This is a genomic window from Brenneria corticis (assembly GCF_003115855.1).
GTDB classification, from domain to species: domain Bacteria; phylum Pseudomonadota; class Gammaproteobacteria; order Enterobacterales; family Enterobacteriaceae; genus Brenneria; species Brenneria corticis.
In genome coordinates, this window is record NZ_KZ819086.1 from 88,914 (window position 1) to 110,000 (window position 21,087).

Annotated in this window: 21 protein-coding genes, 4 tRNA genes and 2 pseudogenes; 15 read left to right on the forward strand and 12 right to left on the reverse strand. The window is 53.5% G+C overall.

Going from position 1 to position 21,087, the window contains the following annotated elements:
• Positions 1-59: 59 nt before the first annotated feature.
• The 10 genes from alaS to luxS all read left to right on the forward strand — a co-directional run bounded on the left by alaS (position 60) and on the right by luxS (position 7,498).
• Entirely contained in the window at positions 60-2,687 is a 2,628-nt protein-coding gene (alaS, locus tag DDT56_RS17160; RefSeq protein ID WP_136167650.1) for an alanine--tRNA ligase, read from the forward strand.
• A gap of 321 nt (positions 2,688-3,008) precedes the next feature.
• On the forward strand, positions 3,009-3,194 hold the full coding sequence (csrA, locus tag DDT56_RS17165) for a carbon storage regulator CsrA (RefSeq protein ID WP_005972168.1): 186 nt from the start codon (positions 3,009-3,011) through the stop codon (positions 3,192-3,194).
• A gap of 303 nt (positions 3,195-3,497) precedes the next feature.
• Positions 3,498-3,590: transfer RNA gene (locus tag DDT56_RS17170), tRNA-Ser, on the forward strand.
• An 8-nt stretch (positions 3,591-3,598) separates the two neighbouring features.
• A tRNA-Arg gene (locus DDT56_RS17175) sits at positions 3,599-3,675 on the forward strand.
• Between the two features lie 82 nt (positions 3,676-3,757).
• Positions 3,758-3,834, forward strand: a tRNA-Arg gene (locus DDT56_RS17180).
• A gap of 81 nt (positions 3,835-3,915) precedes the next feature.
• Positions 3,916-3,992, forward strand: a tRNA-Arg gene (locus tag DDT56_RS17185).
• 208 nt (positions 3,993-4,200) lie between these two features.
• Positions 4,201-4,767, forward strand: coding sequence for a fructose-1-phosphate/6-phosphogluconate phosphatase (gene yqaB, locus DDT56_RS17190; RefSeq protein ID WP_136167674.1), 567 nt, complete (start codon positions 4,201-4,203; stop codon positions 4,765-4,767).
• A complete protein-coding gene (locus DDT56_RS17195; protein ID WP_136167651.1) occupies positions 4,764-5,192 on the forward strand; it encodes a YqaA family protein in 429 nt (142 codons plus the stop codon). Before yqaB ends, DDT56_RS17195 begins: the two co-directional genes overlap by 4 nt.
• A gap of 82 nt (positions 5,193-5,274) precedes the next feature.
• Positions 5,275-6,828 (forward strand): glutamate--cysteine ligase, encoded by a 1,554-nt coding sequence (gshA, locus tag DDT56_RS17200; RefSeq protein WP_136167652.1) that lies wholly within the window; start codon positions 5,275-5,277, stop codon positions 6,826-6,828.
• Positions 6,829-6,982: 154 nt separating this feature from the next.
• A complete protein-coding gene (gene luxS / locus DDT56_RS17205) occupies positions 6,983-7,498 on the forward strand; it encodes an S-ribosylhomocysteine lyase (RefSeq protein WP_136167653.1) in 516 nt (171 codons plus the stop codon).
• A 63-nt stretch (positions 7,499-7,561) separates the two neighbouring features.
• On the opposite strand, the gene DDT56_RS17210 is transcribed toward luxS, so the two are convergent.
• The gene (locus DDT56_RS17210) at positions 7,562-8,356 is read right to left on the reverse strand and encodes a cytochrome C assembly family protein (protein ID WP_136167654.1); all 795 of its coding nucleotides are present in this window, start codon (positions 8,354-8,356) and stop codon (positions 7,562-7,564) included.
• 169 nt (positions 8,357-8,525) lie between these two features.
• Here DDT56_RS17210 and ffh point away from each other — a divergent pair, with 169 nt between their 5' ends.
• From ffh to rplS, 5 genes are all read left to right on the forward strand, one after another.
• Positions 8,526-9,887: a signal recognition particle protein gene (gene ffh, locus DDT56_RS17215; RefSeq protein WP_136167655.1), complete on the forward strand. Its 1,362-nt coding sequence runs from the start codon at positions 8,526-8,528 to the stop codon at positions 9,885-9,887.
• A gap of 154 nt (positions 9,888-10,041) precedes the next feature.
• Complete coding sequence (rpsP, locus tag DDT56_RS17220; protein ID WP_009111755.1) at positions 10,042-10,290, forward strand: 30S ribosomal protein S16; 249 nt, start codon at positions 10,042-10,044, stop codon at positions 10,288-10,290.
• An 18-nt stretch (positions 10,291-10,308) separates the two neighbouring features.
• Positions 10,309-10,857 (forward strand): ribosome maturation factor RimM, encoded by a 549-nt coding sequence (gene rimM, locus DDT56_RS17225; protein WP_136167656.1) that lies wholly within the window; start codon positions 10,309-10,311, stop codon positions 10,855-10,857.
• Positions 10,858-10,895: 38 nt separating this feature from the next.
• Positions 10,896-11,651 (forward strand): tRNA (guanosine(37)-N1)-methyltransferase TrmD, encoded by a 756-nt coding sequence (gene trmD / locus DDT56_RS17230; protein WP_009111757.1) that lies wholly within the window; start codon positions 10,896-10,898, stop codon positions 11,649-11,651.
• 61 nt (positions 11,652-11,712) lie between these two features.
• Positions 11,713-12,060, forward strand: coding sequence for a 50S ribosomal protein L19 (gene rplS / locus DDT56_RS17235; RefSeq protein WP_009111758.1), 348 nt, complete (start codon positions 11,713-11,715; stop codon positions 12,058-12,060).
• A 163-nt stretch (positions 12,061-12,223) separates the two neighbouring features.
• On the opposite strand, the gene DDT56_RS17240 is transcribed toward rplS, so the two are convergent.
• The 11 genes and pseudogenes from DDT56_RS17240 to DDT56_RS25215 form a co-directional block, all read right to left on the reverse strand.
• On the reverse strand, positions 12,224-12,442 hold the full coding sequence (locus DDT56_RS17240) for a DNA-binding transcriptional regulator (RefSeq protein ID WP_136167657.1): 219 nt from the start codon (positions 12,440-12,442) through the stop codon (positions 12,224-12,226).
• An 84-nt stretch (positions 12,443-12,526) separates the two neighbouring features.
• Positions 12,527-13,675 carry a phage late control D family protein gene (locus DDT56_RS17245; RefSeq protein WP_136167658.1) on the reverse strand — a complete coding sequence of 383 codons (1,149 nt, stop codon included), beginning with the start codon at positions 13,673-13,675 and terminating at the stop codon, positions 12,527-12,529.
• On the reverse strand, positions 13,672-14,157 hold the full coding sequence (locus tag DDT56_RS17250) for a phage tail protein (protein ID WP_136167659.1): 486 nt from the start codon (positions 14,155-14,157) through the stop codon (positions 13,672-13,674). The genes DDT56_RS17245 and DDT56_RS17250 overlap by 4 nt, the downstream gene beginning before the upstream one ends.
• Position 14,158: 1 nt before the next feature.
• Entirely contained in the window at positions 14,159-17,020 is a 2,862-nt protein-coding gene (locus DDT56_RS17255) for a phage tail tape measure protein (protein WP_136167660.1), read from the reverse strand.
• On the reverse strand, positions 17,013-17,132 hold the full coding sequence (locus DDT56_RS17260) for a GpE family phage tail protein (RefSeq protein WP_136167661.1): 120 nt from the start codon (positions 17,130-17,132) through the stop codon (positions 17,013-17,015). The genes DDT56_RS17255 and DDT56_RS17260 overlap by 8 nt, the downstream gene beginning before the upstream one ends.
• A gap of 14 nt (positions 17,133-17,146) precedes the next feature.
• Positions 17,147-17,446: a phage tail assembly protein gene (locus DDT56_RS17265; RefSeq protein WP_136167662.1), complete on the reverse strand. Its 300-nt coding sequence runs from the start codon at positions 17,444-17,446 to the stop codon at positions 17,147-17,149.
• A gap of 59 nt (positions 17,447-17,505) precedes the next feature.
• A complete protein-coding gene (locus DDT56_RS17270; protein ID WP_136167663.1) occupies positions 17,506-18,027 on the reverse strand; it encodes a phage major tail tube protein in 522 nt (173 codons plus the stop codon).
• Between the two features lie 14 nt (positions 18,028-18,041).
• A complete protein-coding gene (locus DDT56_RS17275) occupies positions 18,042-19,211 on the reverse strand; it encodes a phage tail sheath protein (protein WP_136167664.1) in 1,170 nt (389 codons plus the stop codon).
• A 279-nt stretch (positions 19,212-19,490) separates the two neighbouring features.
• Positions 19,491-20,549: a hypothetical protein gene (locus DDT56_RS25065; RefSeq protein WP_136167675.1), complete on the reverse strand. Its 1,059-nt coding sequence runs from the start codon at positions 20,547-20,549 to the stop codon at positions 19,491-19,493.
• Between the two features lie 12 nt (positions 20,550-20,561).
• Positions 20,562-20,792 (reverse strand): annotated as a pseudogene (locus DDT56_RS25070) (phage tail protein); the annotation flags it as partial.
• A gap of 210 nt (positions 20,793-21,002) precedes the next feature.
• Positions 21,003-21,086: pseudogene (locus DDT56_RS25215) on the reverse strand (phage tail fiber protein); the annotation flags it as partial.
• Position 21,087: the final 1 nt, after the last annotated feature.

Below are 21,087 nucleotides of genomic sequence, written 5' to 3' on the forward strand. Positions count from 1 at the left end.
CAGCATGCTGCACTAACCTTGCCCACGATCTGTTCTTTTAGCTTGATTCCAGGACAATTATGAGCAAGAGCACCGCTGAGATCCGTCAAGCGTTTCTCGATTTTTTTCATAGCAAAGGACACCAGATTGTTCCCAGCAGTTCTCTGGTGCCGGATAACGATCCGACTTTGTTGTTCACCAATGCGGGTATGAACCAGTTTAAAGACGTGTTTCTTGGGCTGGATAAGCGTGGCTATTCGCGAGCGACGACGTCACAACGCTGCGTGCGCGCGGGCGGCAAGCACAACGATTTGGAAAACGTTGGTTATACCGCACGCCATCATACCTTTTTTGAAATGCTGGGTAATTTCAGCTTCGGCGACTATTTCAAGCAGCAGGCTATCCATTACGCATGGGAACTGCTGACCGGGCCGCAGTGGTTCAACCTGCCGAAAGAGAAACTGTGGGTAACGGTATACGCCACGGATGATGAGGCATATGGCATCTGGGCCAACGAAATTGGCGTTCCCCACGAGCGCATTATCCGTATCGGAGATAATAAAGGAACGCCTTATGCTTCAGATAACTTCTGGCAAATGGGCGACACCGGTCCTTGCGGTCCCTGTTCTGAAATATTCTATGACCATGGCGATCACGTAGCGGGCGGCCCGCCGGGAAGCCCCGAAGAAGATGGCGATCGCTATATCGAGATCTGGAACCTGGTGTTTATGCAGTTCAACCGTCAGGCCGACGGAACGATGCTGCCGCTGCCCAAGCCTTCGGTGGATACCGGAATGGGTTTGGAGCGCCTTTCCGCGGTGCTGCAACATGTGAACTCGAACTACGAGATCGATTTGTTCAAGACGTTGATTGCCGCCGTAGCTAAAGTGGTGGGTACGAGCGACCTGGATAATAAGTCGCTGCGCGTAATTGCCGACCATATCCGATCTTGCGCTTTCCTGGTTTCCGATGGCGTAATGCCTTCCAATGAAAACCGTGGCTACGTGTTGCGCCGTATCATCCGCCGGGCGATTCGCCATGGAAATATGTTGGGGGCGACGGACACCTTCTTCTATAAGCTGGTCGCGCCGCTGATTGAGGTAATGGGCTCCGCGGCCGACGAACTGAAGAGCCAGCAGGCGATTGTCGAGCAAGCGCTGAAAACGGAAGAAGAGCAATTCGCCCGTACGCTGGAACGCGGTCTTTCCCTCCTGGATGAAGAGATCAAAAATCTGCAAGGCGATACTCTCGATGGAGAAACCGCTTTCCGGTTGTATGACACCTATGGTTTCCCGATCGATCTGACGGCTGATGTATGCCGTGAGCGCGGCCTGAAAGTGGACGAGGAAGGGTTTGACCGGGCAATGGACGCGCAGCGTCAGCGCGCGCGTGAAGCCAGCGGGTTTGGCGTGGATTACAATAATCTTGTTCGTGTGGATGCCAAAACGCCTTTCTGCGGCTACGAGCAAACGCGCCAGCAGGCAAAAGTCATTGCGCTCTATCACAATGGCAACGCGGTAGATCAGGTTGCCGCGGGCGAAGAAGCGGTCGTTATTCTGAATGAAACGCCATTTTATGGTGAATCCGGCGGCCAGGTCGGCGATCGGGGCGAATTAAAAGGCGTGAACGTGAGTTTTGCCGTTCAGGATACGCAGAAATATGGTCAGGCGATCGGCCATATCGGTAAGCTGACGCAAGGCGTGCTGCGCGTGAATGATAGCGTAGACGCGATTGTCGATAGCGCGCGCCGTAACCGTATTCGCCTTAACCATTCGGCGACGCACCTGTTACACGCCGCGTTGCGTCAGGTGCTGGGCGATCACGTCGCGCAGAAGGGGTCGCTGGTCAACGATAGCTACCTCCGTTTCGACTTTTCTCACTCTGAAGCGATGAAGCCTGAGCAGGTTCGTCAGGTTGAAGATATCGTTAACGCCCAGATTCGTCGTAACCTGGCGGTAGAAACAGAAGTCATGGCGCTGTCCGATGCCAGAGAAAAAGGGGCTATGGCCCTTTTCGGCGAGAAATACGAAGATCATGTCCGGGTATTAACCATGGGTGATTTTTCTATCGAACTGTGCGGTGGTACGCACGCCAACCGTACCGGGGATATCGGTCTGTTCCAGATCGTATCCGAGTCCGGTACGGCTGCCGGTATCCGTCGTATTGAAGCGGTAACGGGGGAAAACGCGCTATCTGTGCTGCACCGTCAGAGCGACGTTTTGCAGGATGTTACACAACTGCTGAAAGGGGATAGCAATAATCTGGCCGATAAGGTACGTTCTGTACTTGAACGGACCCGTACGCTGGAAAAAGAGCTTCAACAGTTGAAAGCACAACAGGCGGCGCAGGAAAGTTCCTCACTTTCAGGCAAAGCGCTGGATATCAACGGTGCGAAACTGCTGGTCACCCGGTTGGACAACGTTGAGCCTAAAATGCTGCGTACCATGGTGGACGATCTGAAAAACCAATTAGGGTCGGCCATCATTGTGTTAGCGACCACGGAAGGGGGTAAGGTTAGCCTTATCTCCGGGGTGACGAAAGACCTGACCGACCGCGTAAAAGCCGGAGAACTGGTCGGATATGTCGCTCAGCAGGTCGGGGGGAAAGGCGGTGGGCGTCCTGATATGGCGCAGGCCGGCGGCAGCGATATTGCCGCTTTACCCGCGGCGTTAGCCAGTATTGAATCTTGGGTGACTGATAAGTTATAAATATTTAAATCAGAGTGTTATCCTAACAAAAGCGCCATTACTTCGTTGGTTCTGGCGCTTTTGTCTTGCCGGAAAGGCTTCCGGCAAGCAAGATGCACAAGACGCCATCTTCAGAGGTTGGAAGTTGGATCGGCTTGGCGTCTTGTTGCGATAACAAAGGCACAAGCTACTTATATCGACTAAACTGAAAGTAGCGACAAACAATGAGTGAGATGGTGAAGGTCAACATTACCATCTAGGTTTACGTTTTCACGGCACATGATGGATAATGACGGGGAGACAGAGAGACCCGACTCTTTATAATCTTTCAAGGAGCAAAGAATGCTTATTTTGACTCGTCGAGTTGGCGAAACCCTCATGATTGGCGATGAGGTAACGGTTACCGTACTAGGGGTAAAAGGCAATCAGGTGCGTATTGGCGTTAACGCTCCTAAAGAGGTTTCTGTCCACCGTGAAGAGATCTACCAGCGAATTCAGGCAGAGAAATCTCAACCGACATCCTATTGATTGACAATGCGTCTCGCAGAAACGGGGCGCTATTGTTATTTCCCGCGTTTTTCCCTTCCGCATGTTGATCAACACGCTTTATCTTCTTTGATTATCTTTTTTCACCAATAAGATAAGCATCTGTTTTTTTGTTGATAAAATGCGCTTTTTGTTGTGAATCTGCTCGTCTTGGGCGGGAATTGCGCAAACAAACCCAAGTTGGGAAAAATTGTTTGACTTATAAGTCCGGGAAAGTAATATGTGCGCCACGCAGTACCGGTGAGCGCCAATAAGAAGTTTTCGTGGCAATCGCAGGTAGTGTTTGGTGAGGTGGCCGAGAGGCTGAAGGCGCTCCCCTGCTAAGGGAGTATGCGGTCAAAAGCTGCATCGAGGGTTCGAATCCCTCCCTCACCGCCATTTATTTTGCATCCGTAGCTCAGCTGGATAGAGTACTCGGCTACGAACCGAGCGGTCGGAGGTTCGAATCCTCCCGGATGCACCATCTTAGTGTGGAATGGCAGCAACCCGCTATCCGGGTATCAGTAGTGTCGAGCAAACGCTACGTTGTACAAAGCATTATCAATGCATCCGTAGCTCAGCTGGATAGAGTACTCGGCTACGAACCGAGCGGTCGGAGGTTCGAATCCTCCCGGATGCACCATATTACTATGGAATGGCAGCAACCCGCTTTCGGGTATTAGTAGTGTCGAGTAAACGCTACGTTGTACAAAGAATCATCAATGCATCCGTAGCTCAGCTGGATAGAGTACTCGGCTACGAACCGAGCGGTCGGAGGTTCGAATCCTCCCGGATGCACCATATAACTCTGGGCAACCCCATCTGAATTTCCAACCTTACCCCATCCTCTCCTGAGTCTTTCAATGCATAGGCCGCATATCGTCAGTCTGCCTTATCGTTTGTCCATAGCGCCGCCAACGGCCTTGTTTTCATGACATTATTGAATAAGCGACAACGTTTTCACTTTGCGATAAAGTAGTTCCTCGTTTTCAGTGAGCATGGAGTCATGATGTACGATCGCTATCAAGGCCTAATCTTTGATATGGACGGCACCATCCTCGATACGGAACCAACACATCACAAAGCGTGGAATAAGGTCCTGGCAAAATACGGGATGACCTATGATGCCAAAGCCATGACCGCGCTGAATGGGTCTCCCACCTGGCGTATTGCTCAGGTGATTATCGGCAGTCATCAGGTTGATATCGATCCTTATCGGCTGGCGGCTGAAAAAACCGCCCTGGCGGAAGAAATGCTGTTGGACACGGTAAAACCCCTGCCGCTTATCGACATCGTCAAATCCTATCGCGGACGCCGCCCGATGGCCGTCGGAACCGGGAGTACGCATGGCATGGCCGACAAACTGTTAAAACATCTGGGTCTGCATGACTATTTTGATGCAATTGTGGGCGCGGATGATGTCGAGAATCATAAGCCTTTCCCCGATACCTTTTTGCGTTGCGCCGAGCTTATCGCCGTTGCGCCAGAACACTGCGTGGTGTTTGAGGATGCGGATTACGGCGTTGAGGCGGCCGCAAGAGCGAAAATGGCGGTGGTTGATGTTCGTAAGCTGTGAGTGAATTCTGGGCGGTTTTCTCTCTCTTCTGGAGTAGCTTGCTGAGTGCGACATTGTTGCCTGGCAGTTCGGAGGTGTTGCTGGTCACCTTATTGGTTTCTGACAGCGCCAGGCCCGTCTTGCTGATTATTGTGGCGACGGCGGGAAATACCCTGGGCGGATTAACCAATATATTTATCGGACGCTTGCTGCCTCGGCCAAAACCGCAGGTCGGATATATGATGGCGCTACGCTGGCTACAGCGTTATGGCCCGCCTGCGCTATTATTTAGCTGGGTTCCGGTTGCCGGCGATTTATTGTGCGTGTTAGCGGGTTGGCTGCGCATGCCCTGGATGAGTTCGGCGATTTTTATTTGTATCGGAAAAGCGCTGCGCTATATCGTTCTGACAGGGATAACTTTACAAGGCATGGCATGGTGGTCTTGACCGGATAAAAATGAGATCTGGTGAGCGCTGTCGAGTTTCAATTATGCTTATAAACATTACTTTTTAACATCGGGAGGTCGATTTGATCCCGGATATATCACCGGCTCTTTCCTGGCTGGAAAATAATCCTCAGGCAGTAAGCGGTATCCAGCGCGGCATTGAACGCGAAACGTTGCGCGTGATGGCAAACGGACATCTGGCTACCACCGGGCATCCAGAGAAATTAGGTGCGGCATTGACGCATCCGTGGATCACCACGGATTTCGCCGAGACATTATTGGAATTCATTACTCCGGTCGATAAAGATATCGACCATCTGTTGGCGTTCCTAAGCGATATTCATCGCCATGTCGCCCGCAATTTGGGCGATGAGCGCATGTGGCCGTTGAGCATGCCATGCTTCATTGCCGAAGAGCAGGAGATTGAACTGGCGCAGTATGGCTCATCCAACATTGGGCGTTTTAAAACGCTATATCGCGAAGGGTTGAAAAACCGTTACGGCGCCTTGATGCAGACGATTGCCGGCGTGCATTACAATTTCTCGTTGCCATTGGCGTTCTGGCAAGCCCGGGCCGGCGTCCGCGATGCGGAAAGCGGAAAAGTGGAAATCTCGGCGGGCTATTTTCGGCTGATTCGAAACTATTACCGATTTGGCTGGGTCATTCCCTATCTCTTCGGCGCTTCTCCGGCCATCTGTTCTTCCTTCCTGCAAGGGAGGGAAACCTCGCTGCCGTTTATGCGTACCGATAAGGGAATGTGTTACCTGCCTTATGCAACATCTTTGCGGCTGAGCGATCTGGGCTACACTAATAAAACGCAAAGCAATCTCGGCATTACGTTTAACGATTTGGACACCTACGTGGCCGCATTGAAACGGGCGATAAAGATTCCCTCCGCAGAGTATGCGCAGCTTGGACTGAAGAAAGACGGCCGCTATTTACAGTTGAACACCAACGCGTTGCAGATTGAAAATGAGCTCTATGCGCCAATAAGACCGAAACGCGTTACCCGGCCGGGAGAATCTCCTTCCGACGCCTTGCTGCGCGGCGGGATCGAATATATTGAAGTGCGATCGTTGGATATCAATCCTTTTTCACCCATCGGCGTCAGCGCCAGTCAGGCGCGTTTCCTTGATTTATTCCTGATTTGGTGCGCGCTGGCGGATGCGCCGGAAATGAGCGCGGATGAACTGCTATGTACCCGCAAAAACTGGAATAGAGTGATACTCGAAGGCCGTAAACCGGGGCAAACCGTGGGAATGGGATGTGAAACGGACCAGCATCCGATTGCCGAGGTCGGTAAGTCGTTATTCGCCGATTTACGCCGAGTGGCGGAGGTGCTGGATGACGGTAACGCTCAGCCCTATTATCAGCAGGTTTGTGATGAACTGATCGCCGGTTTTGATGATCCTGAAAACACCTTCTCCGCCCGCTTGCTGAACCTGATGAAAGAAAGCGGCAGCGGCGGGGTAGGACTTCATCTGGCGGAAAAGTATCGTAAGATATTATGCCATGAGCCGCTGCAGGTATTGACAGAAGAACAGCTGGCGGCGGAAAGTGAACGTTCATGGCGTCGTCAGCGGCAGATTGAAGCGGAAGATAAAATCAGTTTTGATGAATATCTGGCGGCGCAGTAAAAAGAAAAGGCCACAATCAATGTGGCCAAAGAAACATCTCTAAATAGGGATGATGATAATAAATGCGCGTCTTTCAGAAATTCAGACCCGCGTAAAAAGGAAAAGTTTCCCGGAAACGAGAAAAAATGAATTTTTTCTATGAGGAGGTGACATTATGCCGTTACTAGATAGTTTTACTGTAGATCATACCCGCATGGCGGCGCCTGCCGTCAGGGTTGCAAAAACCATGAAAACCCCTCATGGCGACACCATTACCGTATTCGATCTGCGTTTTTGCCGTCCTAATATCGAAGTGATGCCGGAACGCGGTATTCATACGCTGGAGCATCTGTTTGCCGGTTTTATGCGCGATCATCTGAACGGCGACGGGGTGGAGATTATCGATATTTCACCTATGGGCTGTCGCACGGGCTTCTATATGAGCCTGATTGGCACGCCTGGCGAACAGCGTGTCGCGAATGCCTGGAAAGCCGCCATGGCCGACGTGCTGAAAGTGACCGATCAGCGTAAAATCCCCGAGCTGAACGAATACCAGTGCGGGACCTATGAGATGCACTCTCTGGCCGAAGCGCAGGAGATCGCCCGGCACATTATCGATAACGACATTGGCATCAACCAGAATGACGCACTGGCGTTGCCGAAAGACAAGCTGGCCGAGTTACATATCTAATGGCTGTCGCCGTAAAAAAAGAGCCGCGGCTGCGCGGCTCTTTTTTTTACGGCGGAAACCGTCTCAGACGGCAACAAAGTGCTGTATCACCCGGCTGCCGAAGTAGGATAACGTCAGCAGCAGCGCGCCGACCAGGCTAAACCATACGACCCGCCGTCCGCGCCATCCTTCGTGGTAGTGTCCCCAGAGCAGCAGGATGTAAATAAACCAGGCGAACAAAGAAAACAGCGCCTTATGCAGATTCTCTTTGTTATTGATCAGGTCATCCATATAGAACAGACCGGTACATAGCGTCAGGGTCAGAAGAATGACGCCGATCTGGGTGATGTGGAACATTTTGCGCTCGATGCTCATCAGCGGCGGCATATCGGCAGCGAAGCTCAGTTTTTTATTTTTTAGCAGGTAATCCAGCCACACCAGCTGTAGCGCATAAAGGGCGGCGATAATCAGCGTGGCATAGGAAAACAGCGCCAGACCGATATGGAACAGCAGTCCCGGCGTTTCCTCCAGGTGGGTGATGAATTCGCCGGGCATAAAGCTGGCGAAAGCCAGATTGATCAGAGCAAACGTATAGACGATGGGTAGCAGAAACCAGCCGCGGTTACGTGAGGCGACAATGGTCATCACGGTGCAGATGATCAGGCTGACAAGGGAACCGATATTCAGCAGGCTCAGATTTTGGCCGCTATGGACGTCGAAAATCCGTTGATAAAGCGCCACCGCATGGCAGATAAGCGCAACGCTGGCCGAAAATATCGCCAGCCGACGATATGCACTGTTCTTGCGCAGCAGACTGGGGATAATCAGTCCGAGGCTGAGTGTGTAGGCGACTAAAGCCACTATAGCGAAAACAGACATTCGAGTAGGTTAATCAATATCAACTGAGTAAAATGAACCGTCAGTATAGCGTTAGTCTCCATGGGCACCAACTGTTCTCCATTCCGGGCGCAGAGATCGCCGCCGCTTTCGTGTATAATCCGGGCCATTCGCGTCGCGGTGGCGGCTTGTCTTACATTGAGCACGAGATATGTTTGAAAATTTAACCGATCGACTATCGCGCACATTGCGCAATATCAGCGGCCGCGGGCGGTTGACTGAAGACAATATAAAAGAAACGCTGCGTGAAGTTCGCATGGCGCTGCTTGAAGCCGACGTGGCTTTACCCGTGGTGCGAGATTTTATTAACCGCGTAAAAGAACGGGCGGTGGGCCACGAAGTAAACAAAAGCCTGACCCCCGGTCAGGAGTTCGTCAAAATCGTCAAGAACGAACTTGTCAGCTCAATGGGCGAGATTAACGCCGAGCTGAATCTGGCCGCCCAGCCGCCGGCGGTGGTGTTGATGGCCGGTTTGCAAGGGGCGGGTAAAACCACCAGCGTGGGTAAACTGGGTAAGTTTCTCAAAGAAAAACAGAAGAAAAAGGTGCTGGTGGTTTCCGCCGACGTCTATCGTCCGGCGGCCATCAAACAGCTGGAGACGCTGGCGCAAGGCGTGGGGGTCGATTTCTTCCCTTCCGATGCGCAGGAAAAGCCGCTTGATATCGTCAGCCGGGCGCTGCAGCACGCCAAGCTGAAATTCTACGATGTGCTGTTGGTGGACACCGCCGGCCGTCTTCATGTCGACGACGCCATGATGGACGAAATCAAGCAGGTTCACGCGGCGATTAATCCGGTGGAAACCCTGTTCGTGGTTGACGCCATGACCGGGCAGGACGCGGCGAACACCGCGAAAGCCTTCAACGAAGCCCTGCCGTTGACCGGGGTTATCCTCACCAAGATCGATGGCGATGCCCGAGGTGGCGCGGCGCTCTCTATCCGCCATATCACCGGCAAGCCTATCAAGTTCCTCGGCGTGGGGGAAAAAACCGACGCGCTGGAGCCTTTCCACCCGGAGCGCGTGGCATCGCGCATTCTTGGCATGGGCGACGTGCTTTCCCTTATCGAGGATATTGAAAGCAAAGTCGATCGCACTCAGGCTGAGAAACTGGCCCAAAAGCTCAAAAAAGGCGACGGATTTGATCTGACCGATTTTCTGGATCAGCTCAAGCAGATGCGCAATATGGGCGGCATGGCCAGCATGATGAGTAAAATGCCGGGAATGGGCCAACTGCCGGATAACGTGAAATCGCAGATGGATGACAAAGTTCTGGTGCGTATGGAAGCGATAATCAATTCGATGACGAATAAGGAACGCGCGAAGCCGGAAATCATCAAGGGATCGCGCAAGCGTCGTATTGCGAGCGGGTCGGGGATGCAGGTTCAGGACGTGAACCGTCTGCTGAAGCAGTTTGACGATATGCAGCGGATGATGAAGAAAATGAAGAATGGCGGTTTGGCGAAAATGATGCGCGGCATGAAAGGTATGATGCCGCCGGGATTCCCGGGGCGCTAATAGCGAAAACCTTGTCGAAAGGACAAATATCGCGGGTTGATACGCTTTAGATTGCTTTCTGCGCCAAAATGAGTAAAATTTTGGGGCTTTTTATATGACACTGGGCCCCGTTCCTCGATGGGGCCCGGTTGTTTTATTAACTAAAGAGGATGTTATGGTAACAATTCGTTTGGCACGTGGCGGCGCGAAAAAACGCCCGTTTTATCAAGTTGTCGTGACCGATAGCCGCAATGCGCGCGACGGTCGCTTCATTGAGCGCGTAGGCTTCTTCAACCCGATCGCAACCGGTCAGGCAGAAGCGCTGCGTTTAGATCTGGACCGTATCGAACATTGGGTCGGCCTGGGCGCAACCGTTTCTGATCGCGTATCTTCGCTGATCAAAGACGCCAAGAAAGCAGCATAATCTGTTGCGGTGGTGACAATGAGCAAGCAACTCAGCCCACAAGTTCCCGCTAACCCGATTGTATTGGGCAAGATGGGGTCGACTTATGGCATCCGAGGTTGGCTCAGAGTGTTTTCATCCACCGAAGATGCCGAGAGCATTTTTGATTATCAACCTTGGTTTATCCAGACAAAAAGTGGTTGGCGGCCGGTCGAGATTGACAGCTGGAAACACCACAATCAGGATCTGATCATCAAGATTAAAGATGTTGACGATCGTGATACGGCGAATTTACTGACCAATTGCGAGATTATCGTTGATTCGGCTCAGTTGCCGGAACTGGATGAAGGTGATTATTACTGGAAGGATCTTATCGGCTGTCAGGTCGTAACCGTAGCAGGTTATCAACTGGGAAAAGTCATTGATATGATGGAAACCGGTTCCAACGACGTGATGGTGGTAAGGGCTAACCTGAAAGATGCCTTCGGGGTCAAGGAGCGGCTGGTTCCGTTCCTCTCTGAACAGGTTGTCAAGAGCGTTGACCTTTCTGCTCAAGCTATTGAAGTGGATTGGGATCCTGGTTTTTGAACTCTGAATTAACCAGTAGTACCCGGTGGAACGAGACTATGTGGATTGGGGTTATTAGCCTGTTTCCAGAGATGTTCCGCGCAATTACTGATTACGGAGTCACTGGCCGGGCAGTTAAAAATGGCCTGCTGAGCGTACAGTACTGGAGTCCGCGAGACTTCGCTTACGACCGGCATCGCACCGTGGACGATCGCCCATACGGCGGCGGCCCCGGAATGCTGATGATGGTGCAACCCTTGCGGGATGCGATCCACGCGGCAAAAGCAGCGGCAGGCGAAGGCGCCAGGGTGATTTACTTATCACCTCAGGGCCGTAAGTTAGATCAGCAGGGCGTGCGTCAACTCGCCGCCAACCAGAAAATGATCCTGGTTTGCGGGCGGTACGAGGGAATTGATGAGCGCGTAATTAAAACCGAAATTGATGAAGAATGGTCAATCGGTGATTACGTTCTCAGCGGCGGGGAACTGCCGGCAATGGCGCTGATTGACTCTGTTTCCCGGTTTATCCCGGGCGTGCTGGGTCATCAGTCTTCCGCGGAAGAGGATTCTTTCGCTGACGGATTGCTGGATTGTCCTCATTTTACTCGTCCTGAAGTGTTGGCCGGTATGGATGTCCCGCCAGTTTTACTGTCAGGAAACCATGCTGAAATACGTCGCTGGCGGTTGAAGCAGTCGCTGGGCCGAACCTGGCTTAGAAGACCTGAACTTCTGAAAAGCCTAGCTCTGACTGACGAGCAAGCAACGTTGCTGGCTGAATTCCAACGAGAATATCAGTCCGGGCAACATGAGTATTAGGTGGTCGTCGCGTTTATCTGACGAACCCAAATATCAGTTTACCTAGGGTAAGAGACATACTATGAGCAACATTATCAAGCAAATTGAACAAGAACAGATGAAGCAGGACGTACCTGCATTTCGTCCGGGTGATACCGTCGAAGTGAAGGTATGGGTTGTTGAAGGCAGCAAAAAACGTCTGCAGGCATTCGAGGGCGTGGTTATCGCTATTCGTAACCGCGGTCTGCATTCTGCATTTACTGTTCGCAAGATTTCCAACGGCGAAGGCGTAGAGCGCGTTTTCCAAACGCATTCCCCGGTAGTGGACAGCATTGCTGTTAAACGCCGCGGCGCCGTACGTAAAGCCAAATTGTACTACCTGCGTGAACGCACCGGTAAGTCTGCTCGAATCAAAGAGCGTCTCAACTGATAGCGCGCTTTCGCGACATCCGAAAGTAATTAGTTATCAAGGGTTTAGCCAATGGCTAAACCCTTTTTTATGGATAATGGCGGCAAAGTGGCGGCAGGCAATCATTCATGCCTTTCCAATAGGACATAAAAAAACCTGCTTCCGCAGGCTTGATATAAAGTGATTAAATCCAGAGTGTTCCCTGATTGGAGCGGGTTGGATGCGGCGGAACCGGTTTAACGTCTCCCGGCGTCACAATCATATCGGATATCGTTTCCATGGTTTTGAAAGTGCAACCACAATTAATATTTGTGCATTGGTGATAACGTTCTTTTGTCTTTGGGCTTAAGTAGCGGCTGGATCTGGCATGTGCCGCATGTTGGCACAACGGGCAATGCATCATTTTAAAATCACCTTATCGAACTCAATGGATACTGATGATTTTAACACCATGTTTGATTTTGCAAATTGTAGGTTGCAAATGAATTCAATATTCACTCTCATATTCCACATCTGACAATAAAACTTCTAGGCTCAGCTCGGTGGTATAGCCGTTATTACTCAGGGCATGAGTCACTTTTGATAGTGTCCATTCCTGTTCGTCGATCACCTGTTTAAATCCTCGGACCTGTACCGGCGTTTCCGGGAACAGGTCGGCGCGTCCCATTGCCAGGGTGATAGAAAACTCAGCGACGCCACGCTGTAACCTGTCCCACTTTGCCTGTGCGGCACGCATGGCTTGCGCTTTGGTCGCGTAAACGGTGGTTAGGGCCAGGACATTTTCATCAGTGCCGACCAGATACTCACCCTCGCGGGCTTCCGGCGTTTTAGCGTCTTTTTTCTTTGTCGTCTTGGCATTGGGGTGTTGCAGGGCGCGCAGGTGCTGCTCTTTTTTCTTGCGCTGAACTTTTACCGCTTTCGGCTTCGGCTCTTTGGTATGCAGCCAGCTTGCCGTTACGCCGGTGTAGGCTCCTCTGTCAGCCAGGCTAAAACTATGCCGATCGCCGTCGCTGCGCTCAATCACCTGTTGCGGGATAGGCTTACCGCTGGCCGTTTTGCCCGTTCCGGCTCGGATAAATAGCAGCCGCCCGGCTTTCACCGCTGCAATCGCACCGTTTCGCTCGGCCAGCCGGGTGATAAATTTCGCGTCGGTTTCCTGCGTCTGGTCGATATGGGGGATTTTTATCCCGGCGAAACCGTCGGCCAGCATGGGCGCCAGGTTGTTGCGTTTCGCCACTTGCTCAACAATCGCGCCCAGCGTGGTGTCATGGTAAGAGACTTCCCGGCGCGAGTTGAGCGACCCGCGAAAATCCGCGCTACGCGCCCGGATGGTGAGCGTGTCCGGCGCGCCCTGGTGTTCGATTTCATCCACCGTAAAATCGCCTTTGCCGATCAGCGCTTCCCCCTCCCAGCCTAAAAATACCGACAGTACCGCGCCCCGACGGGGTAACTCTAGTTGCCCGTCGCTGTCGTCGAGCTCAATGTCGAGCTGATCGGCTTCAAAGCCGCGGTTATCGGTCAGGGTGAGCGACAGCAGACGCGGACTGATAGTGGTCGTAATATCCTGCTGATTTAAGCGCAGCAGGTATGCCGGGGCGGTTTTACTGCCTGCGCTGACGTTTAGCGGGTTAATCATGCCAATAAACCCCCGACTGCGGATCGCGCCTTGCTGGCAAGTGCCCCGGCATTGCCGAGTAAGCCCTCGGCCTGCTGGCGTAAATCGCCCAGCATGGCAGACAGCGACGAGTCCACGCGCGTAAGTGTGACGGTAAACTCAATCCGCCGGGCGCTGCCGTCGGGGAAAAAATCGGTTTTCTTCTGGCTGATACTGTTGACCACAAACACGCCGTAAATGGTGCCGCTGCCCTCAATCAGCGGCCATGCACGCCCCTGATCGGCCATCGTTTCCAGCATCAACAGCGACAGCTTGCCGCCGGTAATTTCCGGCAGCAGTTCACCCGATAGGGTGATTTTTTCCTCTTCAATGCCCAAAAACTGCAACGCCGGACGCTGACCGACGCGGCTGTTTGACGGCCAGCGGTAATCAACGTTGCGCTGCATATTCTGGTACGGCAGGGTTTGCAACTGAAAGACAAACAGCCCTAACGTGAGCATCATCTTAAAAATCTCCCTGATAGCTGTAATGACTGAACGCACGCGATCGCGCTGCCCGTTCCCGGCTTTCAAGTTGGCGCGCTACTTCCTGCGCAATGTCCTGTGCGCTTTGACCGGGCTGCGCCACAATACTGATGGGCGCGTGAATGCTGACGGGTGACGGCGCGGCGCTGGCCTGAACCGTCGGCGCTATCGGACGATAGGCTGATATATTCATGGCGGCGGAGGCCATCGCGGCAGTATCCCTACGGCTGGTTACGTTGACCGGGCCTTCAACGATTTCCGGGCCATGCTCGCCGACGACGGCAAATTTCCCCAGCGGGATGCGTCCGCCGTTGTCATATTCGCCGCTATACCTGGCCCTGATGGCGTTCGCATCGTTACCCCTCGGCGCCGGAGCGGCGATAACTCCCACCTGTAAGGCTGCGGCCTCAGCCGGGGGCATGAGTTTGTCGGCTGTCGGCAAGTTTTTGGATTTTTCATCAATCAGCCCTAGCTTTTCCAGCAGCCACGACACGCCGGATTTCAATGAATCCAACGGATGCATCACCGCATTCAGCCCGTTTGCCAGCGCCTCGCCAAACCGTTTACCCATACTGGCCGCGCCGTCCAGTTCGGCGGCGGTCGATTTGACCGGGGTAAGTAGATCACTAAACCAGCCAAACAGCGCGTTGACCTTATCCTCAATCCACTCAAAGACCGGCCTAAGTGGTTCAAAGGCGGCGATAATCGGGGCTGATGCAGTGACGAACCCCTCTATCACGCCGCCGATAAACGCCTTGATAGGCTCCCAGTATTTCCTGATAACCAGCGCACCCCCGACCAGTGCGGCAACAGCCAGCCCAACCGGCGACAGCAAGACGCCCAGCGTGCTACCAATCAGGGTAATCCCGGTACGTACCAGTGCCAGCGGCGAGGTAAACAACCACATCAACACCCGGCCAAAGCCGGACAGCGCACCGCGGATAATGGCGAGCGGATTACTGACTGCACCGAATACTGACGTTAACGCCGAGGCGCCCGCCCGTAACAGCGTCAGCGGCGATTTTGCCAGCCATACAATGACGCCGCCGAGCCGGTTCAATCCTGCCGATAGCGTCGGTAAACCGCGTGTGCCGGCGATACTAAATCCAGTACTCAACAATCCCGCGCCGGCAACCAGTGCATTAATACCGGTCATAACCGGCCAGACGACCAGACCCAGCCCACCGAGTACCGCAACCAACGCCGTTACCGCGCCGGTAAAGGCAACAATCTGACCGACCAGCTCCGGGTTGGCTTTCACCCAATCATCGACGTTGGTCAGCCAGTCCGTCGCGCTTTGCGTTAACCGGCGCAATGCGCTGTCTTGCTTTTCAAAGACTTCTATCTGAATGTCTTCCCAGGCGGAAGACAGGTTTTTCAAATCGCCATCAAGGTTATCGGTCTGGATTTTAGCGACGCGTTCGGTTGACCCCTGCGACTGGCCGACGGTGAGGCGCTTCTCGTCGAGCCTGCCGTTTCCGGCGGCATCGACCAGCTTGATAGCGCTTTTCATGGCCTCTTCCCCGAAAATTACTTTCAGGTATTCCGCCTGTTGCGCTGTACCTAACTTGTTCTTTTTAAACGAGGCATTAATGTCTTTAAGGATGGAATTGACAGGCAGCATATTGCCTTTGCCGTCGCGGGTTTTGACGTTCAGCTCTTTAAGTGCGGCCACCGATTCCCCGACGGGGGCTTGCAGGCGGTTAAACACCGCGCTGGTACTGGTGCCCGCCATACTGCCTTTTATGCCGTTATCCGCCAGTATGCCGAGCATAGCGGTGGTGTCTTCGATACTTGCTCCGGCCGCTTCGGCAATCGGCGCGACATACTTCATGGCTTCGCCGAGGTCGTACAGGCTGGTATTGGACGTGGTAAAGCCGGTGGTCATCACATCCGCGACGCGCTGGATCTGGTCGATAGGGATGTTAAAGGCCGACTGCATATTAGTGACAATATCGGCGGATTCGGCAATATCCATGCCGGAGGCCAGCGACAGGTTGACCGTGGAGTCGGTGGCGGCCAGTACGGCGTCGGCATTATACCCGGAGCGCGCCAGCGTGGTTTGTGTCCGGGCGACGTCGTTCGGGGAAAACGCCGTGGTGGCGCCAATGTCCCGCGCCTGCTGGCGAATCGCTTTAAGTTTATCGTTCTCTTTATCCAGCCCTAAAATGGACTGTGTACCGGACATTTGTTTATCAAACTCAATGCCCGGCGCAATCAGTTTACTTTCCGCATACAGCGCCGCCGACCCGACGCCGAACGCCGCCGCGCTGGTATTACGTACCCCAGCGGTGATCTCTTTGCCTTTCTCGTAGCGCTGGCTGACGGCGTTGAGCTTTTCCTGCTGCTGGCTGACCCGCGACAGGGCGGCGCGCTGGCGTTCAATAGTGGCGGTAGTCTGTGAAATGTCGTTGCGTAGTTGACGCTCGGCACCGGACAGGTTGCGCGTACTAATGCCTGCCTGTTGCAACTCGCCGCGTTGACGTTGCACTGACAGGCGCAAGCTGTTGTGCTTGGCTTGCAATTCAGCGGCGCTGCGCTTGGCGCGGTCCATTGCCTGCGCCTGCGCGCGCGTCGGGCGCTCGGTGTTTTTGAACTGCATCGCCAGGGCGGCGGCATCGGCTTTGGCCTGTTTTAGTGCGTTCCCGGTGACCGCCAACTGTGCGCTGGCTTTGCGAAACCCCTCGATGCGCCCGGCCTGAGCGTTCAGGTTTTTAAGCTGCTGCTGGGAATCCCGGATCTCTCCCGACAGGGTTTTACTGGCGGTTTGCACCGCCTTAAAGGGCCGGGTCGCGTTATCAACGGCCTTGAGCAAGACCTGTAGCTGTAAGCTGTTACTCATTGGTGTGTCCGCTGCGTTTTAGCGCCTTGTCGCGCCAGAGGATCAACTCGGTAAGACTCATCGGATAAAGCTCCGATGGCGGCCAGTGAAAAATCACCGCGATATCCGCCATCAGGTCATCAACGGTCAGGCTTCGGGGGAGGTCGGCTGCGGCGATTTCGGCGTCAAAAAACCGATCACCTTGCCAGCAATGGCAATCATATCGGGTAGCTCCATACGGGTGATTTCGGCTTCGGTCAGCGCCGGGTTGGTCATGCGGGGCAAGACTTTAATCATCGCGTCAACGTCGGAATTCGCTACCGCGGCCAGACTGACGCCGCGCAGCGTACCGGCGTTCGGTTTAATCAGGGTGAGCACATCAATCTGGGTATCGCCGCGTTTGATAGGCGTTTCCAGTTTAACGGTATTGGTGTTTTGTTCGTTCATGGCTTGTCTCTGTGTTCAGGTAATAAGGAGGCGGCCAGCCGCTGACTGGCCGGGTTAGGTTACGCCAGACCAATGGCCCGTCGGTGCTGCTCCAGCGTGTCAACGCCGTTGACCCGCTCAATCATGTTGATGGTGTCAATCTCGATCATCTCTTTGCCGTCGATGGTCAGCTTGTAATAGGTGCATTGGGTAGAAATCTTGGTTTCGGTGTCTTCACCCTGTTTGCTTTCGCCGCCGTCGATTTCTTTATGACGACCGCGCATGACCACTTCTACCGCGGCAATCTCCCCGGTGTCGTCACGCTGATAAGAGCCGGTAAAGCGCAGCGGCACCGCCGCCGCGCCCGGCGCTGCATACTGGCCCCATACGGTTTCATCGGCCAGTCCGCCCAGCGTCCACTCCATTGATAACGCTTCATCCTCCAGTCCAAAATCAACGGGTGCGGCGCCGTTCATGCCGCCGCCGCGGTAGTTCTCCAGCTTGCGGGTAAGTTTCGGCAAGGTGACGGCGGAGGCGATCCCCATATAACTCATACCGTCGTTGAACAAATTCATGTATTTCAGTTTGCGAGGCAGTGCCATAGCGCGTTAGCTCCTTAGCTGTTGACCGACGCGGCCAGATTCACCAGATAGGTGTCGGTGATTCGCTGACGCAGGGTGAGGTTTTCCAGTGGCGGAACGGGCGTATAGTCATAATCGATATACAGTTTCCCGGCTTTCAACGTCTCTTTATCGTTGGCGTCTTCGTCATACCAGCAATCGGCATCAATGATGTAGCCGCCTGATTTCAATTCGCGGAACTTGGCCTTGATACCCTCGATAATGTCTTTGATAAGGGTGGCGGTGATGGGCTTATCTACCGCCCACATATGCGCCTCGGCCATCGTATCGGCCAGTACCTGCGCGGTGCGGGTGTAGTTCTCAAACAAGAACAGCGGATCGTCGGAACAGGTGCGGTTGCCCCAAAAGCGGAAACCGTCTTTACGAACCAGCGTGGTGACGCCCGCCTGATTAAGCAGGTCGGCATCGGTGCCGGGCGCCTGCAAATCCCAATACACCGATGCGCTGATGCCGGTTACGCCGTTGACGCCGACGTTAGACAGGGTTTTATGCCAGCCCGTTTCCTGGTCAATCTTGGCGCGCAGCCCTAGTGCACGTGCCGTGGCATAGGCTGTAGCGCTGGCGTTGGCCGTGGTGTCCCAGGCGATAAAGTCCGGCCAGATAACCATCAGTTCGCGCTGGCTGAAGTTATCTCGGTAATTGATGGCATCAGACAGGGTTTTACAGCCCCATGCACTGACATAACCAAAGGCGCGCAGCGACTGGCAGACAGAGGCTAACGCGGTGGCGACAGGCAACGAATCCAGCCCCGGCGCGCCGAGGATGCGCGGCTTCACGCCGGTAACGGTTTGGGCGTCCAGTAGTGCTTTCATCCCGGTGTATTTGCCGTTTTCATCACTACCGCCGATCACATTGCTGATGGTTTCGGCTTCGTCTTTTCCTTCGGCGACACGAACAACGACGGTAACGGGCTTGCTTTGGTCAGCAATGGCGGACAAGGCCGCCGCCAACGTCCCTTTTTTCCCGGCTTTGCCAACGGCGGCCTGCACATTGGTAATCAGTACCGGGGTATTCAGTGGAAAGGTGGCCGCGTCGGCATCCGGTGCGGTACACACCATGCCGACAATGGCCGTTGATACAGTGGAAATAACGCGCGTGCCGTCGTTGATTTCGACAACCTGCACGCCGTGGTGATAATCACTCATCTGGCTGACTCCATAAAAAAAGGCAAGGCCATTGTGTTGTGTCAGTCCGGGGCGGGCGAGCGATGCCGGTACGTTGGCAGATAGCACAACGCGAGGGGGGAATACGGGCATAAAAAAGCCCACCGGCTCGCTGTCGGTGGGCTTCGCTTTCCCTGGTGTCATTATTTTTATCTGAATTTCAGCATCATAATGACATTGGGTATGATGTTTTTATAAACGTTTATACAGATCGATTCCGCGTTATTGATCGGTTGTAGCGATCAATGCATGATTCATACCTTATACGCCCAGTTTGGTGACCCGCAGGCGATACCCGCCAATAGTTCCTTTATTCCATGGGTTGCCGTCGTAATTGCTGAGCCGCACAATTTCCCGTGAGCCTGTTTTTACAATAATGGTGTTGTCGTTCAGTAACGAGGCCGCAATGCCAAATGTTGCCCCGGCAGTGGTGCCCTCATAGATACCATTGCTTGCTACACCCCATACGCCATCAATCAGCAATTCTATCTGTATCATGCAATTGAGCGTTGAATAGGGGCTGGCAACCTCTATTCTTGCATTTGTCGCTATTTTCGGCGGTGCACTTTCCGTTCCACCCGGATAAATCACTTTTGATTCAATCGCCGTTTTCATCAGGTAGCGCCCGTCAGCTTCGGTTTTATTCCAGGCGTTGATATCCGATGCCAGCAAATTAACATCCGCGGATAGCGGTTTGCCATTTACTCTGATAGAGCGTAATGCGTATTTCTGCGCGGCAACGGCATCGGTGAGCACGATATTACCGCCGATATAGAGGTTTTTATTTGACTCAACGCGATCGCTTTTTAGTATTAATGACGTGCCATGTACATACGAATGCAGCGCGACGTCATTTGACGATTTACTGCCTTTACCTGCATACCATTCATTACCGCCAACTGAATTTTTCCCAATAATGTAATTGGCTGCCCCTGCCGTTGCTGCCTTAAAGGTCAGCGCATTATCATCCGCAACGACATCGACTTTACCCGTAACCGCTCCGCCAGATGCAGACAGCGCCCCGACATCATTAGCAGTGGGTTTATTATTTGGACTGTAGACGCGTTTCCCGCTTTCCGAGATCGTGCCGGTCACGAATAATGAACCAGCAGAATTCAGTGAAGCCAGTTCAGTTTGTGATTTATCGTCGCCATTCCAGAATACAAAACCGCCGCCGCCATTGCCTTTGTGGTTAACAAGGTCAGTTCTTCCGCTTCCGTTGACGCGGTTCCAGCAAATATGCGCTCCTTGCGAACCGGGTAAAAAACCATTTCCACCGGCAACTTTTAACACGTTATTGATAATAAGCTGGCCTGTCATCGTGCCACCGGACAATGGCAACTTTTCAGCCAGCGCATTCAATATCGTGGTTGAAAAGTTTGGATCGTTGCCGAGCGCCTTAGCCAGCTCTTGCAGGGTATCCAGCGCGCCGGGCGAACCATTCACCAGTGCGGCGATCGCGGTTTTCACGAATGCCGTGGTCGCAATCTGGGTGTCGCTCGACGTTTGCACGGCTGTCGGCGCCGTGGGTTTGCCGATAAGTACCGGATTTGCCAGCGGTGCATATTTCTGCGCGGCCTGCGTCTCGGTCAGCGCACCAACATCGGCGGCGGTGGGCTTGTTGTTCGGGCTGTAGACGCGCTGGCCTTTTTCACTCAATAAGCCGAGGGTATTCACATCGTGGCCTATCGTTACGTTACCCGTCGCCAGATTAATGTCGAGGGGGCGCAGCGTATTATAACCGCCCGTCTTATCCCCTTTATTTGTCAGCAGCAGATAAAAGCGGTTGCCATCATTGCGCATGATGACGCCATAATCCCCGTAAATCAGGCGCAGCGCGTTAGCGGCTGATAACAGT

Bases quoted from the DNA above. Each gene is read 5' to 3' on its own strand.
- DDT56_RS17255 (WP_136167660.1), bottom strand. From the start codon at position 17,020: ATGAGTAACAGCTTACAGCTACAGGTCTTGCTCAAGGCCGTTGATAAC.
- rpsP (WP_009111755.1), top strand. From the start codon at position 10,042: ATGGTAACAATTCGTTTGGCACGTGGCGGCGCGAAAAAACGCCCGTTT.
- DDT56_RS17275 (WP_136167664.1), bottom strand. From the start codon at position 19,211: ATGAGTGATTATCACCACGGCGTGCAGGTTGTCGAAATCAACGACGGC.
- DDT56_RS17270 (WP_136167663.1), bottom strand. From the start codon at position 18,027: ATGGCACTGCCTCGCAAACTGAAATACATGAATTTGTTCAACGACGGT.
- DDT56_RS17250 (WP_136167659.1), bottom strand. From the start codon at position 14,157: ATGATGCTCACGTTAGGGCTGTTTGTCTTTCAGTTGCAAACCCTGCCG.
- trmD (WP_009111757.1), top strand. From the start codon at position 10,896: ATGTGGATTGGGGTTATTAGCCTGTTTCCAGAGATGTTCCGCGCAATT.
- yqaB (WP_136167674.1), top strand. From the start codon at position 4,201: ATGTACGATCGCTATCAAGGCCTAATCTTTGATATGGACGGCACCATC.
- DDT56_RS17240 (WP_136167657.1), bottom strand. From the start codon at position 12,442: ATGATGCATTGCCCGTTGTGCCAACATGCGGCACATGCCAGATCCAGC.
- DDT56_RS17260 (WP_136167661.1), bottom strand. From the start codon at position 17,132: ATGGCGGATATCGCGGTGATTTTTCACTGGCCGCCATCGGAGCTTTAT.
- DDT56_RS25065 (WP_136167675.1), bottom strand. From the start codon at position 20,549: ATGACAGGCCAGCTTATTATCAATAACGTGTTAAAAGTTGCCGGTGGA.
- DDT56_RS17265 (WP_136167662.1), bottom strand. From the start codon at position 17,446: ATGAACGAACAAAACACCAATACCGTTAAACTGGAAACGCCTATCAAA.
- rplS (WP_009111758.1), top strand. From the start codon at position 11,713: ATGAGCAACATTATCAAGCAAATTGAACAAGAACAGATGAAGCAGGAC.
- DDT56_RS17210 (WP_136167654.1), bottom strand. From the start codon at position 8,356: ATGTCTGTTTTCGCTATAGTGGCTTTAGTCGCCTACACACTCAGCCTC.
- DDT56_RS17245 (WP_136167658.1), bottom strand. From the start codon at position 13,675: ATGATTAACCCGCTAAACGTCAGCGCAGGCAGTAAAACCGCCCCGGCA.
- alaS (WP_136167650.1), top strand. From the start codon at position 60: ATGAGCAAGAGCACCGCTGAGATCCGTCAAGCGTTTCTCGATTTTTTT.
- rimM (WP_136167656.1), top strand. From the start codon at position 10,309: ATGAGCAAGCAACTCAGCCCACAAGTTCCCGCTAACCCGATTGTATTG.
- csrA (WP_005972168.1), top strand. From the start codon at position 3,009: ATGCTTATTTTGACTCGTCGAGTTGGCGAAACCCTCATGATTGGCGAT.
- ffh (WP_136167655.1), top strand. From the start codon at position 8,526: ATGTTTGAAAATTTAACCGATCGACTATCGCGCACATTGCGCAATATC.
- luxS (WP_136167653.1), top strand. From the start codon at position 6,983: ATGCCGTTACTAGATAGTTTTACTGTAGATCATACCCGCATGGCGGCG.